Source organism: Synechococcus sp. BA-124 BA4 (assembly GCF_034931165.1).
The window spans coordinates 19,183-33,992 of the sequence record NZ_JAYGIA010000073.1; the positions used below are offsets into that span (position 1 = coordinate 19,183).

The window sequence follows — 14,810 nt, forward strand, 5'->3', positions numbered from 1 at the left end:
GGGAGCCATGACCAGAACGATCCAGCCACTGCTTGAGGCCTATGGAACGCTGATCCGGGAGTACGTGGATCGCTATCTCACGAGCCAGCCGCGGGCTCCCTATCTCCATGACCTCCTGGCCGATTATCCGAGCCGGGGCGGCAAGATGATGCGGCCGTGCATCTGCATGGCCAATGCGCGTGCCTTCGGGGGACGGCTGGAGGACGCCATCCCCTTCGCTGGCGCCGTGGAGATTCTCCACAATGCCCTGCTCATTCATGACGACATCCAGGACGAAAGTGTGGAGCGTCGCGGCCTCCCCACCTTGCATGCCCTGCATGGTGTGCCGCTGGCGATCAACGCCGGCGATGCCATGCTGCTGATGGCCTTCGGCCCCCTGCTCGACCATGTCGGCAGCCGGGGAGGATTGTTTGCCCGAAGATTTCTTGACGTGACGCGACGGATGGCCCGGGAAACGGCGGAAGGGCAGGCGCTCGATATCGGCTGGAGACAGAACCATCGCCATGACATCACCACGGCTGACTATCTCACCATGGTGCTGAAGAAGACGGCGTGGATGGCCACCATCTGGCCGGCCCAGGTGGGGATGCTGCTCGGCACCCATGGCCTTGTGGATCCGGATGCCGTGGTTCGCTTCGGTTTCTTTCTCGGCGCCACCTTCCAGATCCAGGATGATCTGTTGAACTTCTCCTCTGAACCATCCTATGGAAAAGAGCCTCGGGGGGATCTGTTCGAAGCCAAACACACCCTGCTGTTGATTCATGTGCGTGACCAATGCGATCTGAGCGAACGCCAACAGCTCGACCACTTCATGAACCTGCGCCGGGAGGAGCGCACCGCAGAGTCCGTGGCCTGGCTGGCGGATCTCATGGTTCGCAAGGGGTCCCTTGACTATGCGCGCATGGTGGCGGAGTCCCTGGCGGGAGCTGCACGCCATGAATTCACCAGGGCCTATGGGCACCTGCCGGAGTCGGAGGACAAGGACTTCATTGAGGATCTGGTTCCCTGGGTGTTCAACCGGGCGACCTGATGCCTGAATCTCCTGGTAACGGTGTCGCCTATCCTCCCGGTCGCGTCCTGCTCTACGGCGCCACCGGGTTCAGCGGTGGCCTGCTGACCCGTTGCCTTCTGGAGCAGGGCATCGATGTGGTGCTGGCGGGCCGGAATGAAGCCCGGCTGGTGGAGATGGCGCGCCGCTGGAACCTGGATTGGCGTGCGTTCTCGCTTGATGATCCTGCCCAGATCGAGGCTGCTCTCGATGCGATTCACGTGGTGCTGCATGCGGCGGGCCCCTTCCAGCGCACGGCGTTGCCGATGATGGCCGCCTGTATTCGCACCGGTACCCACTATCTCGATCTGGCCGGGGAATGGCCCGTGTTTCAGCAGGCGATGGATCTGGGTGATCGTGCCGCCGACAACGGCGTGATGCTGATGCCGGGGATCGGCTTCTCGATCGTGGCCTCGGATTGCCTCCTGGCGATGGCCCGGGCCCGGTTCCCCGAAGCGGTGGCTCTGCGTCTGGCCCTCTCCAGCCCGGATGTGATGTCACGGGGCACGTTCCGCAGCCTGATGGGACTCACCAGCTCCACCGTGACGGTGCGCAGGAACGGGACGCCCACCACCTTGCCGGCGGGGTCAGTGTCACGCTGCTTCGACTTCGGCGCCGGCCTGCGCAAGGCGGTGGCCGTCACCTGGCCGGATGTCGTGATCAGCCAGGTCACCGACGGCATCGCCACCCTGGAGGTGTATGCCGAGGCGGATTGGCCCGTTCAATTCGCCTACCGGGCCGGCTCCAGCGTGGCCCCTCTCCACCAGTCGGTCCTCGGCCAGCGGCTGCTGGATCTTGTCAGCCACGGCTGGCCCCAGGCCCCCTCGGCGGCACAACGGCAGCGTTCCGGCTTCACCCTGGTGGTGGAAGCGGAGGATCGCTGGCGACGCTGCCGCTTCCTCCGCATCCGGACACCGGACGGCTATACCGTCACCGGTGCGACGGCAACGGCGATCGTCGGGCGTGTCCTCCAGGGCCAGCTCGCCCCGGGGTTTCAGTCGCCCGCCCACCTCTACGGCGGTGCTTTGCTCGAGGAATGCGGTTGTGTTCTGCGAGTAGGGTAAGCCCACGCCTATCGGGACCAGTCGCGCCTGCATCGGTGAACGATCTTCCCTATCTCGACAATCCACTGGATGGCCAGCAGGAGGCCCCCCCCTACCTCTTCACGGGGATCCAGTCGCACTACTTCAAGCTCAAGGCCGAGGCCCGCGCCCTCGAGAGCTTCTGCTCGAACTATCTCAACCCAGCATCCAATTCCTTCACCTACTGGCCGCTGTCCTCCCTGCCGCTGGTGGGTGCCGGTTTGGGAGGGCCGTTCGTTGTCCTTGGGGTCCTCTTCTATCCGGACATGCGGTCTGGCAGCTTCCATCCCGAGCGCACCACCCGCCAGCACGAAGTCTTTTTCTCGTTCCCCGTTCTTCGCTTCAACAACGGATTCCCGGACAAGATCTGCTGGGTCTACCCCTTCATCTGCGTTGACAACATCCGTTCGGCGATCACGGGACGAGAAGTGATCGGGCTTTCCAAGCTTGTGGGGCGATTCGATTGCCTGGACTCCCGCCCGTCGGGCTCACCTCACCCCCCGTCCCGCGATTCCCTCTCCGGAGAGCTGTTCGGTGAGGATACGGACTCGATGGGGATCAGTGTGCCCACCTACATGCGCTATGGCCATGACAGCCATGAGCAGATGCTGCCCATCATTCGCATCCAGGCGGACCCCAAGTTCCAGGCGGATGCCCTGCGCGAGGGGGAGGTGTCCGACCTTCAGGACGCTCCGGTTCTGGATCGCGCTGCAGCCGAGGCAGGGGACGGGTTCGGGCTGCCGTGGCCCCATCCTGACGCGGCCAGCTCGGGGGGTGTCCTGAACCGTATCGCGGAGCTGGTCCATGGCTTCACTTTCCTGTCTCCGAAGCTGGCCATCAACAGCCTCAAGCAGACAAGGAGCAGTGTGGATCCCGCCTGTTCCGACCATCAGGCCCTGCTGGAGACGGTCTGGCAGTCGGAGAACGTGCGCCAACTCCGATTCTGGGGTCTCGGCCACTTCCGCATCCAGATCTTCAACCACGCTGGCTTGCCGCTGGTCAACCAGCTCGGCCTTGGGGAGCACAAGCGCGATGGTGATTTCATCGAGCTGGCGGGATTGGGCTCCAGTTATTCCCTCCGTTCCGATCTGCGTATGGTGAGCTCCACCGTGCTGGCGGAAGCCGATGGTGTGGCGCCAACGGCCGGCAGCACCCTGCTCCGTGAACTCACCACCATTCCCATGGCCTGCCTGTCCCTGACCGCCGACATGGCGGATGCCTCGATCCAGTGGGCCGGCCTGTCCGTTTCTCTGGCGCGCCAGGCCCTTGGCCTGAAGCCCTGAGGGGTGGATGACGCGCGTTACAGCGCGGACCCGCCGATCCGTTCCCGGGCGTAGAGCTGTTTCTTCGCGTTGATCATCGTCTCGAAACTGGCGGCTCCCAGGGCCCTGGCGATGGCCAGGGCCTGATCCAGGGCCTCCATCACCGCTGGCTCGTCATGGCCCTGGGCTCTGGCGATCACATCCGCTTGGCGCACATGGACCAGGGGCATGAAGTAGGCCTCACCCGAGCGTCTGACCGCCTCCGCCGCCGCCTGAATGGTGGCGAAGGCCTCGGACACCGAGCTAGCCAGGGAGTGGAGCGTGGCAATTTCCGCCAGCCGAAAGCCCTCCAGGGTCATCACGCCCAGGCGCTGCTGTTCGCGCATGCCTTCCAGTGCGATCGACAGCGCCTCGCCCCCCGGCTCCGCCTGGCCGGCGTGGGCCAAGGCGACCCCTTTGTAGACCTTGGCAATGGCGCGCCAGGTCAGGTAGCCATAGGCATCGGAGATTCCCAGGATGGTATCGCTGAGGGCGATGGCCTCGAGGTAGCGGCCCTGCAGCACATGAATCAGCAGTTCATGGCTCAGCGTGTAGACCGTTTCGTAGTTCCTGCCCAGGCGTTCCGCATGCTGCCGCGCCTGTTCCAGGGTGGCGGCCACCTGATCGGGAGGTCCGCACGCCTGCTCCACCATGGCGAGGGCCGTGAGGGAACCGGTCATCGGATCGTGGGTGGAGGGAAAACCCAGATCCCAGCCTTCATGGAGACGGTAAAGATCAATGCTTTGGGTCAGATGCTGGCGCGCCAGGGCCATGGATCCCTTGACGTAATGGACGTAACCGATGGAGAAATGGGCTTCGATGCCATGGATGGGATCCCTGCCCTGATCCCATCGCTGCAGGCATTCACCTGCCGAGCGCTCGGCATTGTCCAGATCGCAGGAGACGATGCAGAAGTTGCAGATGCCGCGCAGGATCGCAAAGGACGACTGGCTGTCCTCCAGGCGCTCTGCCAGTGTCCGGGACTCCTCCAGGATCTGGCCCACTTCGGGCGCCGAGTAGCTGCGGGATCCGGCCAGGCTCATGGCCAGGCCCAGCAGCAGGTTCAGCTCCAGGGAGGCGGGCAGCCCCTCCCGACGACAGGCTTCGTGGCGCAGCAGATCCAGGGCTGTCTGGAAATGCTGCACAGCTTCTTCATGGGAGGCCATGTCGGAGGATTTCCGCCCCGCACTGATCCAGTGGGGGATCGCCTGCTCGAAGGAACCGGCGCGCGTGTAGTGATGGGCCAGCAGCTGGGGTTCCGCATCCACGAGCTCATGAAACTGACCCGAGAGTGTCCTGGCGATCTGTTCGTGAAGGGTCTGCCGATCCCGCTTCAGCATCGTTTCGTAGGCCGTATCCCGAATCAGTGCATGCTTGAACTCGTAGGCCTCACCGGCGGTCTGTTCTGAGAACTGCAGCAGCCCGGAAACCAGCAGTGCATCCATCTGTTCGCGCAGCCATGCCTCCGGTTGGCTGGAGACGGCCTCCAGCAGTTCGTAGGTGAAGCTTCTGCCGATGACCGCCGCGATGCTGGCCAGGCTGCGGGCCGGCCCGAGTCGATCGAGGCGGGCGGCCAGGGAGTCGTGCAGCGTTTCCGGGATGAGGTCGCTGCCATCACCGCCATCACCGCCGCTGGGGCCGTTCGCCCGCAGCTGCTCCAGCATCGATTTCGTCGTTTCTTCCACGAACAGGGGAATCCCATCGCAGCGTTCGACGATGCGCCGGGTCAGTTGGGGAGAAAGGGCTTCATCGGGGTTCAGGCAGGAGCAGATCAGTTCGGAGGCCGTACGGTCCAGTCGCTTGAGGTGGAGATGGGCGCAGTTGTCGCCCGGCGGCCAGGGGGCCTGGAATTCGGGTCTCGCCGTGGCCAGGACCATCAAGGGGTGCTGATGGGCTGTGCTGATCAGACGATCAAGCAGCTCCAGGGTTGTGGGATCGATCCAGTGCAGATCCTCCACGACGATCAGGCTCGGCTGACCATCGCTCCAGGCCTGGACCATCGCCAGCAGGGTGTCGAGTCGGATCTGGCGTTTCTTCTCGGGGGTAAGCCCGTCCAGCGCTGATTGATGGCCTCCGCGCAGGCCGATGAGATCGGCCAGCACCTCCAGGCTGCTGGCTTCGGTGGCGCCATAGCGCTCCATCATGCGGGCCAGCTTCTGCTGGCGGCTGCCATCGGCTTCGCCCTTCTCGAAGCCGGCGGTCTTTTTGATCTGCTCGGCGATGGGATGCAGGGTGCTTTCCCTGGTGTTCGGGCCGCAGTACCAACTCATCTGGCGATGGCCCTGCTCCAGCAGGGAGCGCTTCAGTTCACCGACGAGATGGGATTTGCCGATCCCGGCTTCCCCCTGCAGCAGCACCAGCTGGCCCTGCCCTCGAGAGGCGGATTGCCAGGCCTTGAGCAGCAGCTCCATCTCCTGCTGCCGGCCGATCAGCGGCAGATCGCTCGTTTTCCAGCGGGCCTGGGAACGGCAGGAGACATCCGTTTCCTCCAGCACCGCATAGACGGGCATGGCCTGATGGAAGCCTTTCAGTTCCTTGGCACCAAGACTCTGGTGATGGAACAACTCCCGTGTGATCCGATGCGTGCTCTCCGACACCAGGATCTGGTCGGGCCCCGCTTCCGATTGCAGCCTGGCGGCCAGATTCGGGGTTTTCCCCATCATCAGCCCGGCCTTGTGGGGCGTCTCGATGTCCCGGATGCTGGTGGCCACCACGGAACCTGTGGCGATGCCGATGCGGCAGCGCAGGGGCTCGGCGGTGGGCGACGGGAGCCGCCGGATCGCGTCCCGCAGCCGCAGGCCGGCTCTGACGGCATTGGGAGCGGCTTCTTCGGAAGCATCCGGATAGCCGAAGTACGCCAGAATACCATCACCCAGATACTGGGCCATGTAGCCACTATGTGAGGACACAATGTCATCACAAATGGCATAATAGGACTCGACCAGCTCCATCAGCTCCTCGGGGTCGAGTTGCTCCGCCATGGTTGTGGAGTTGACGAGGTCACAGAACAGCACCGTGACCTGACGCCGCTCCGGCGGACGCTTGACAGGTTTCACGCTTGTGGCCATCGCTGGTTCATCGCCGATTCATTGAAGATTCGTCGTCGTGCCCGGGCCTGCGGCCAACGTTGAAACGTGGCGATTGCTGGGGGTGAGCTTAGCCGTCGTGAACATTTTCCGTGGGCGTTCTGTCTTTTCCGGCCACCCCGAATCCGGCGTCACCGCAGGCGCATCAGGGTTCCAGCAGACCCCGCCGCTGCAGCGGTTCGAGATTCGCCAGTCGCAGCCCCTCCGCCGTCTCGACGACGGTTCCCCTTGCGCGCAGCTGGGTGAGGATCCGGGAGGTGGTGCCCCGGGCCAGGCCGGCGATGGTGGCGATCTCCGCCTGCTTCAGGTCGGGAATCGGAGCGAGCGGATCCTTGCCGTAGCCGTTGCAGAGCGCGAGTTCCAGCAGGGTGGCCAGAACGCGGGTGGAGGCATCCTCGCCCCGCAGGCTGAAGCGCCGCCCCAGGCAGAGCAGTCGTCGTGCCTGCAGCCGGGCCATCTCCAGGGCGAAGTCCGTTGAACGATCCAGTTCGTCCTGAACCGTGTTCCAGCGCAGTTTCACAACCTCGAGCGGGGTGAGAGCCACCACATCGGCGGACCGCCGGCTGTTCCCGAGCAGCATCGCCAGCTCCCCGAACATTTCCCCGGCGCCCATCAGCGCGATCACCACCTCCTCCCCCTGCAGGGTGAGGTGTCGGACCTTCACCACCCCCGAGCGGATCAGGAACATTCCGTCGTTCCAGTCCCCCTCGAAGACCAGCTGATGCTGGGCGGGCACCAGCAGGGTCCTGTGCTCGCTGAGAAGGCTCTCCAGCTGCCTGATCTCCAGTCCCGCGAACAGTGGGAAGGACCGCAACTCTCCGGCCTCGAAGTCCCCCATCACCCTCCGACGGCCAGGCCACAATCCCATGGTTTCCCTGGCTTGTCATCCAGGTGACAGCTGGGTGTCACCGATCTCCCGGCTGGCGGCGACCGGGAACAACGCACGTCGGCCGTGTTCCCCGGACAGTGACGCCATTGCATGGGCTCGCCTGCCATGACGTCCCTCGTCCTCCCTGCTCGGCGTCGGTGGCCCGCGCCCGCCGGGACGCCTGGGTGGGTCGGGTGCAGCTGGCCGGAGCTGCTCGCCCTGGCGGTCGCCGGGTTGTCGGGCCAGGTCACCCCGTTGTCGCTGCTGCTGTCGTCCCTGATCCGGCTGGGCTGGTGCTCGGCCGAGCTTCTCCACGGGGCCGGCCATGGGCTGCTGCGGGCCATGGTCGACGGCGACGGCGCCGCCCTGGCCGTGGTTCACCTCCTGGAGCATCGCTCCCCCGGGGAGGTTCTTCGGACCCTGGCGCCCCTGGGGCCGATCGGTCCGGCCGACGGCAGGGGGCGATCGCTGCCCTGGGTGGCGGTCGGGGACCCGACCCCCTGGCGGGTGCGCCTCAAGGCCGGCGGCGGTCTGCTGTTCAACCTGCTGGCCCTCGCCCTGGCCTGGAGCGCCCTGCTGGCCTTTCCCGCCGAAGGCTCCGCCCCGGTCCAGGCCCTGCTGGTCAGTGTGGCGGCGGCCAACGGCACGCTGCTGCTGGCCTCACGCTCCGACTGGCAGGCGATCGGGAGCGGCCGGGCGGCCCGCTTCCACTGTGGCCATTTCGGCTTTATCAGTGCGGCCGATCCGTCGCCGCGGGGCGAGCTGCTCTCGCCGCCCGCGATCGATCGCTTCCGGGCCATGGGCCTGGAGATGGAAACCCGGGGAGCGCCCGCGGGTGCCGGTCTGGTGCTGGTCCGGGATCGGAAGGGCCGGATCGGCTTCGTCGGCCAGGGGATGGTCAACGGCAAGCGCGGCCACCTGACCCGATCGCTGGAGCGCGGCCTTCGGCGTGCCGGCCACCGGGCCCTGCGGACGGGCCGTCGAACGTTGCCGTCCGGGCTGATCGCCGCCTGGCATTACGGCTCCGGCTCCAGCGGCGCACCCGGCAGCCCGGCGTCCCACTGGCCCCAATGGTCACCGCCGCAGCGGCGCCGTCTCTGGACCCGGTGGCAGGGACGCTGGCTGAGTGACTGGCAGCCGGTGGAGCACCGCATCGCCCTCGACGGCGACTTCAACGGCTTCACCCTGTTCGGCACCGAGGCGGACGTCAACGAACTGGGGGCCTGGCTGGCTGTCGCCCTCCGTTGCCGCCATCCGGCTCCCGGCGCTGCGCCGACGATCGCCGGTCTGATGGACCTGCTGATCTGCAAGGGCGACTGGTTCGCCGCCGTGCGGCTGGCTTCCCTGCGGCTTCTGGCGGAACCCGCCACCGCCCCTGCCACCGAAGCGTTCGCGCCCTGGGCCACCCGCTTCGAAGCCGCCTTCCAGGATCAGATCGCCGCCCGCCCCGACGCCTGCCTTGATCACCCCGAGGTGCTCGAGGACTTGACCCTGCGGATCCAGCAGCGCCTGAAGGCCGATCCCCGGCTGCGGCGGTACAGCTCCACGCGGACGCAACGATGGATCCGCGCGGCCATCGGCGCGTTCCTGCACAACGATCCCTTCGCCGCGGCCCGCCAGTTCATCGCCTGCGGTCGGGGCCGCTTCGGACTGGTCGTGATCTCCTCGACCTGGCCCGACCGGCTTGTGCTCTGCAGCCAGGGGCAGTCGATCAGCATCGGTTTCGATGGACCTGGCGCCACGGCCCTCTACGCCTCCGAACCGGCAGCGGTGGAGGCGGTGCTGGCGGGCCGGCCCGGCTGCCACCGCATCGATCTGGACCCCATCGCCGGCGAGATCGCCGTTCTGTCCGCCAGCGACCTCACCATCCACTCGCGGCTGCAGGAGCGTGAACTGACTCTCGAGGAGATCCGCCGCCGCCGCCGTCTGCCCAACGAAGGCATCGGATCCGCGCCGCCCGCCTCCAGGCTCGGCCGTCAGCACCTCGACCCGGTCGGCGCGGACCTTGCGGCCATTCCCGGCCTGCTGTCCAGGATTCAGGACGACTGGATCAATCCCCGCTCGGCCAATCGCGCCAGCGCCAAGGCCCTGGCCGGGTTGCTCATCGCCACGGCGACGCGCCTGAGCGACAAGCAGGCGTCGCTCGCCCGTGAGGGGCTGGATCCGGCCCTGGCACGGTCCAGCCATGTGGACCTCCTGGTCACGGGCCTCGAGGACAACCTCTGGCTGGGCGGCCATTTCGCACGGGATCTGGAGGGGCTCATGCCCATGCTCAACGTGAGGACACTGTCCGCCGGCTCCGTGCTCCAGCAGCTGCACCGCGACCCGTCGTCCCTGAATCTGTCCCGCGAGTCGATCGTGCTGGTGCTCAGCGATTCCGGCCAGAGCGCCCCCTGCCGGCAGGTGCTGGACGCCTGTGATCGGCTGGTGCATGAGGCCGTGATCCAGGACGTCTTCCAGGTCGTGGGCGATCCGACCGGTCTTCCAGGGTCTCCATCGCAGGCCCCCGACGGCACCGAAGCCTCCGACGACCCCGACCGGGCCCGCGGCCATCGCCTGTTCACCACGGCCGCGGGACGCCACACCTCCGAGGCGGCCACCGCCACGGTGGCGGCCATGCACCAGACCCTCACCGAGCTGCTGTTCTGCCTCTGCCGCCAGATCCAGCAGGCCTTCCCGGAGCAGCGGCCCCTGGGGCTGCGACCCGAGGCCCTGCTGGCGCTGGAGACGATGGAGGACCAGCTTCTGGTCAACGATGTCCGCGAGATCATCGGTGCCGACGAAGGGGGGCAGCCCCACACCAGCGCCGTCTCCCGCCGGCTGGTGCAGGCGGGGCGGCAATGGGCCTGGCATGTCCTGGAGACCCCGACCGCCTGGCTGATCCACGCGCTCTATGTCCTTGGCAGCCTGGGATGGGGGATGCCGCTGTTCCGGGGCTTCACCCTGGCCCTGCTGCCGTTGGCCGGCCTCGCCGAAGGGCAGGGAATGGGTGCCCTGCTGCTGGCCCTGAGCCTGCCCGCCGATGTGGCCCTCTACGTCCTGGGTCCCTGGTTCTGGACCCTGGGTCTGAGGGTCCTGCAGGGGCGCCAGCCCCTGGCCCGTACCGGCCGGCGCACCCTGGTGATCGGCGAGGCGGAGGGGCTGCACCAGTTGCTCAGCAGCTACGTCAGCAAGCTCTTCGCCCTGAGCTATGGCCTCACGGCCCTCGATGTGCATGGCGCCGATCCCACCGATTCCCTGCTTCACGGCTATGCCCATCGCCTGGTGCGCGGCACCCTGCTGTTCCTGGGCGTCCCGGACGGCCGCTGCAGCCAGAGGCAGCGCGCCCACGCCGATGCGGTGATCGAGGCGGCCCGGCAGGCCGATGGTCTCCGCCATCTCGGCGCCGGCCCGGACATCGTTGCCCTGAGTTCCGATCCCTGCATCACCGCCGAGCGCTTTCACGCGGCCCTGGTGATCCCCAGCCCGATCCATGGGGGCTGCGGTAACGGCATCCGCCTCCCCAGCGACGACGGGATCGAAGCGATCCGGGAGTCCCGCTTCGGATCCCTCCGGCGACTGCTGGCGGCCTATGTGTTCTTCCATGCCATGGCCCGCCGGGTGGCCATGTTCCCGGGGCTGGGCTTCGACTGGTGGAGCTCCCAGAGCCGCCGGACGCCGCTGGCGGCCCCCCCGCCGATGGCCGGCGCGGCGGGCCGGTGCATCAGCCCGGCCGCTGATGGCGCAGGAGCGTCTTCAGGGCCTGGCCTTCGGCCTGTCATCGCGATGACAGCCAGCCACCATCAACAGGACGGGATCGGGTGATCACGGGTCCAGGTCTTTTGGATCGGCCTCGACACACTCAGGGGGCCCTTCACGGACAGGTGCATGACGGCAGGTGGCATCAGAACGCGCTTCTGGATTGACATGAGCCTGGAGTGTGTTCGCCGGGACCACACGAATTCCCTGTCCTCCGGTGACCAGAGGGGCCCCTTTCTCACGGCGCGGGCCCTCGGGATGGCCCTGGCCGCACTCCATGACGTCCGGTCCATCGTCGCGGGCTCCGCCACGAAGCTGCTCAGCCTTCCCATCCCCGCCGGCCTGTTCCCGCTTCCCAGCCCGAAGGAGAGGGATCTGGCCGCCGCGGCCGCCTGCCACCAGGTGCTCCGGCTTCGCTATCCCAACCAGGCCTCCATGCTGGAGCCGGCCTGGCACAACTGGCTCGACTACTTCGAGATGGGCCCTGCCAGGACGCCGGTGGAGATGGTCGGCAGGGCCTACGGCACGGCCGTCCACCAGTTCGGCAAGGACGATTGGAGCCATGCGCGCGCCGCGTACACGCCCGACGGCACGCCCTACAACCACAAGGCGCCACCCACCCAGCCGACCCAGGGGTTTCTCGGTGGCGTCTGGGGACATTCCATGCCACTGGCCGCGGCCCGGGTGATGGACTTCCCACCGCCCCCCGGTCGCCTCGACGCCGACACCGTCACCCCCACCCAGCACTACCGCGATGACTTCGGAAGGGTCGCCGCCAAGGGTGAGATCAACCGTGCCCCGGGCGACCCGACCTTCCGGACCCTGGCCGAAGAAGTCATCGGCATCGCCTGGGGTTACGACGGCCCCCAGGAGCTCGGAACCCCACCCCGCCTCTACCTGCAGGTGGTGCTGACGGTGCTGGATTCCATCGAGGAACGCAATCCCGGCCAGCTTGAGGAGCTGGACGAACTGGGCGTCATCGCCGGCGCGGCCGTGGCCATGGCCGATGCGGGCATCGATGCCTGGCACTACAAGTACGCCCCCAGCCACATGATGTGGCGACCGGCGGTGGGGATCCGCGAGGCCGTGGCGGGGAACGGGATCCCCGACCCCGACTGGCTGCCCCTGGGACGTCCGGACACCAACGGCGCCGGTACGGGGTTGACGCCGGATTTTCCCGCCTACCCCTCCGGCCATGCCACCTTCGGCGCGGCGGCCTTTCAGCTGCTGCGGCTGTTTCTGGTCGCCAGGGGTGTCAGCAGCTTCGATCCAACCGGCAGCGGCCTGGATGATGTGCGCTTCGAGTTCGTCTCCGACGAGTTTGATGGTCGCAACAGGGATCCCCGCAACCAGCGGCCGCGGGATCTGTTCACCCTCAGTTACGACAGCCTGTGGCAGGCGATGGTGGATAACTCGCTGAGCCGGGTCTACCTGGGTGTGCACTGGCAATTCGATGGCATCACCACCCGCCGTCCGGGCACTGACGAGGATGTCTTCGGTGTTCCTGCCACGCCCCGGGAGCTGGGCCACACCGGTGGCGTTTGGCTTGGTGCCAAGATCGCCAATCAGATCGCCCAGAAGCTGAACATCCCGATCGCCACGATCGCGGCCTCCGCGATCCTCTGAAGTCCCCCGGGCGCTGGAAGGCGGCCACCGGGCCGCTGCAACCCTCAGACCTTCGGCGTTCTGGACAGATAATCCTCCTGAAGGATGTACATGCGTTTGACATCCCGATACTGGCCTTCGATGAAGAATTCGCCCACCAGATGGCCCTCTTCGACGAAGCCGCACTGCTGGTAGAGGTGCAGGGCCTTTTCGTTGTCGACGGCCACCGAAAGGTAGATCTTGTGCAGATTCAGGATCGTGAAGGAGTAGTCGAGGGCTTTGTGGATGCAGAACCGGGCGAAACCCTTGCCCTGGTGCTCAGGGGCGATGATGATCTGGAATTCAGCCCGGCGGTGGATGTAGTCGATCTCGATCAGCTCCACCAGACCGATCAGTTCCTTGGCCCCGTTCTCCACGCCCCCATTCTCCACGCCCCGCTTCTCGACCACGAAGCGACGCTCGGCATTGTCGTGGATGTGGCGGTTGTAGAGATCCTCCAGCTCGTCGAACGACTCGTAGGGTTCTTCGAACCAGTAGGACATCACGCTGCGGTTGTTCACCTGGTCGTGGATGAACCGCAGATCGCCCCGCTCCAGGGCCCTCAGGGCCAGCTCCGCTCCCGCCACCGGATTCCAGATCGTCCTGCACAGACGGTAGGGCTGCGCTGCAGGATGGCAGTCGCAGCGATCTGAGCTCCGCCGCCGTGACCAGCCCCTCCCCAGGCGAGAGCCCGTCCGTTCCCCCCTGCCCCCGGGCCCGGCCGGAGGTGGAGACCCTCACGGCCTACAGCGCCCCCCTGGAGGGGCGCCGCGGTCTGCTGCGGCTCGATTTCAACGAGAACACCGTGGGGCCCAGCCCCCGGGTGGTGGAGGCGATCCGCGCCATTCCCGCCGATCACTACGCCATCTATCCGGAGTACGACGGCCTGCGGGAGGCGGTGGTGCGCTCGCTGGGGGGCGGGGGCCTCACTCCGGCGCATGTCGGGGTCTTCAACGGCGTGGACGCGGCCATCCATGCCGCCTTCCAGGCTTTCGGCTCGCCCGGTGACCGGCTGCTCACCACCAGCCCCACCTTCGGCTACTACACCCCCTGTGCCCGCATGCAGGGCATGGCGATCGAGGCGATTCCCTACCAACTGCCGGATTTCGGCTTCCCGCTCGCGGCGGTCCGGGCGGCCCTGGAGGCCCCGGAAGCGGCGGCGGGCGCCCCACGGATTCTGCTGATCTGCAACCCGAACAACCCCACCGGCACCCGGCTGGCGCCCGGGCGGATCCTGGAGCTGGCGGCGGCGGCGCCGGACACCCTGGTGGTGGTGGATGAGCTCTATGAGGCCTTCACCGGCGACAGTGTGCTGCCGGTGGTCGATTTCGCGGCGGCCCCCAACCTGCTGGTGCTGCGCTCCCTGGCCAAGACGGCCGGGCTGGCGGGTCTGCGCATCGGCTTCGCCATCGGCGCGCCGGCGCTGGTCGAGCGGGTGGGCCGGGTCTGCGGGCCGTACGACGTCAACAGCTTCGCGGTCACCGCCGCCCATGCCGCCCTGGCCGACCAGGCCTATGTGGACGCCTACGTGGCCGAGGTGCTGCGCGCCCGCGACCGGCTCCTGAGCCAGCTGCGCCAGGCCGGTGTGCGTCACCATGCCGCCGGCGGCAACTACCTGCTGCTCTGGCCCCACCGTTCCGCCGAAGCGGTGGAGGCCGACCTGCGCCAGGCCGGCATCCTGGTGCGCTCCATGGCCGGCAAGCCGCTGATCGACGGCTCCCTGCGGGTCAGCCTCGGGACCGGCGAACAGATGGACCGCTTCTGGCAGGCCTACCGCCGGATCGACGGGCTGGGGTGAGGCGCGAGCGCCGCGGCCGGCCTCAGCGCATCACCTCCACCACCACCCCATCCCCGAGGGGCGGCACCACCGAGATGGTGCGGCCGCTGCGGCGCACGGTGGCCCCCACCATCGCCTTCAGGAACGGCTCCACCGACCCCTGGTCGCAGCCGGCCGGGGGCGTCCCGGTGGTGTACTGCACCGGGATCACCCGACGGGCCTGCAGCTCCCGGGCCACCTCGGCCGCCTCCTGGCCGGTGTAGACC

General features: G+C 67.2%; 9 protein-coding genes and 1 pseudogene. 6 read left to right on the forward strand and 4 right to left on the reverse strand.

The annotated features are described in order from the left end of the window. The first annotated feature begins 7 nt into the window (after nt 1-7). Genes VB734_RS09535 through VB734_RS09545 form a run of 3 tightly spaced genes read left to right on the forward strand, consistent with a single transcriptional unit; the run spans nt 8 to nt 3,413 of the window. Nucleotides 8-1,030 (forward strand): polyprenyl synthetase family protein, encoded by a 1,023-nt coding sequence (locus tag VB734_RS09535; protein ID WP_323243311.1) that lies wholly within the window; start codon nt 8-10, stop codon nt 1,028-1,030. Continuing rightward, nucleotides 1,030-2,112 carry a saccharopine dehydrogenase family protein gene (locus VB734_RS09540; RefSeq protein ID WP_323243312.1) on the forward strand — a complete coding sequence of 361 codons (1,083 nt, stop codon included), beginning with the start codon at nt 1,030-1,032 and terminating at the stop codon, nt 2,110-2,112. The genes VB734_RS09535 and VB734_RS09540 overlap by 1 nt, the downstream gene beginning before the upstream one ends. 35 nt (nt 2,113-2,147) lie before the next feature. Next, on the forward strand, nt 2,148-3,413 hold the full coding sequence (locus tag VB734_RS09545; RefSeq protein WP_323243313.1) for a hypothetical protein: 1,266 nt from the start codon (nt 2,148-2,150) through the stop codon (nt 3,411-3,413). 17 nt (nt 3,414-3,430) lie between these two features. Here VB734_RS09545 and VB734_RS09550 read toward each other — a convergent pair whose 3' ends face one another. Together VB734_RS09550 and VB734_RS09555 are read right to left on the reverse strand one after the other, a co-directional pair. After that, on the reverse strand, nt 3,431-6,487 hold the full coding sequence (locus tag VB734_RS09550; protein ID WP_323243314.1) for an adenylate/guanylate cyclase domain-containing protein: 3,057 nt from the start codon (nt 6,485-6,487) through the stop codon (nt 3,431-3,433). 175 nt (nt 6,488-6,662) lie between these two features. Then, nucleotides 6,663-7,355, reverse strand: a complete 693-nt coding sequence (locus tag VB734_RS09555; RefSeq protein ID WP_323243315.1) for a Crp/Fnr family transcriptional regulator — start codon at nt 7,353-7,355, stop codon at nt 6,663-6,665. 156 nt (nt 7,356-7,511) lie between these two features. Between VB734_RS09555 and VB734_RS09560 the strand changes: the two genes are divergently transcribed. Both VB734_RS09560 and VB734_RS09565 read left to right on the forward strand, forming a co-directional pair. Continuing rightward, entirely contained in the window at nt 7,512-11,189 is a 3,678-nt protein-coding gene (locus VB734_RS09560; RefSeq protein WP_323243316.1) for a hypothetical protein, read from the forward strand. A gap of 102 nt (nt 11,190-11,291) precedes the next feature. Continuing rightward, nucleotides 11,292-12,749: a vanadium-dependent haloperoxidase gene (locus VB734_RS09565; protein ID WP_323243317.1), complete on the forward strand. Its 1,458-nt coding sequence runs from the start codon at nt 11,292-11,294 to the stop codon at nt 12,747-12,749. Nucleotides 12,750-12,793: 44 nt separating this feature from the next. On the opposite strand, the gene speG is transcribed toward VB734_RS09565, so the two are convergent. Beyond that, entirely contained in the window at nt 12,794-13,354 is a 561-nt protein-coding gene (gene speG, locus VB734_RS09570; RefSeq protein ID WP_323243318.1) for a spermidine N1-acetyltransferase, read from the reverse strand. Between the two features lie 77 nt (nt 13,355-13,431). Here speG and VB734_RS09575 point away from each other — a divergent pair, with 77 nt between their 5' ends. After that, nucleotides 13,432-14,565, forward strand: a complete 1,134-nt coding sequence (locus VB734_RS09575) for a histidinol-phosphate transaminase (protein ID WP_323243319.1) — start codon at nt 13,432-13,434, stop codon at nt 14,563-14,565. Between the two features lie 22 nt (nt 14,566-14,587). Here the strand turns inward: VB734_RS09575 and VB734_RS09580 are convergent. Then, nucleotides 14,588-14,810: pseudogene (locus tag VB734_RS09580) on the reverse strand (Zn-dependent hydrolase); the annotation flags it as partial.

Coding starts and splice junctions, on each gene's coding strand:
- VB734_RS09565 (WP_323243317.1), top strand. CDS start 11,292: ATGAGCCTGGAGTGTGTTCGCCGGGACCACACGAATTCCCTGTCCTCC.
- VB734_RS09540 (WP_323243312.1), top strand. CDS start 1,030: ATGCCTGAATCTCCTGGTAACGGTGTCGCCTATCCTCCCGGTCGCGTC.
- VB734_RS09535 (WP_323243311.1), top strand. CDS start 8: ATGACCAGAACGATCCAGCCACTGCTTGAGGCCTATGGAACGCTGATC.
- VB734_RS09560 (WP_323243316.1), top strand. CDS start 7,512: ATGACGTCCCTCGTCCTCCCTGCTCGGCGTCGGTGGCCCGCGCCCGCC.
- VB734_RS09555 (WP_323243315.1), bottom strand. CDS start 7,355: ATGGGGGACTTCGAGGCCGGAGAGTTGCGGTCCTTCCCACTGTTCGCG.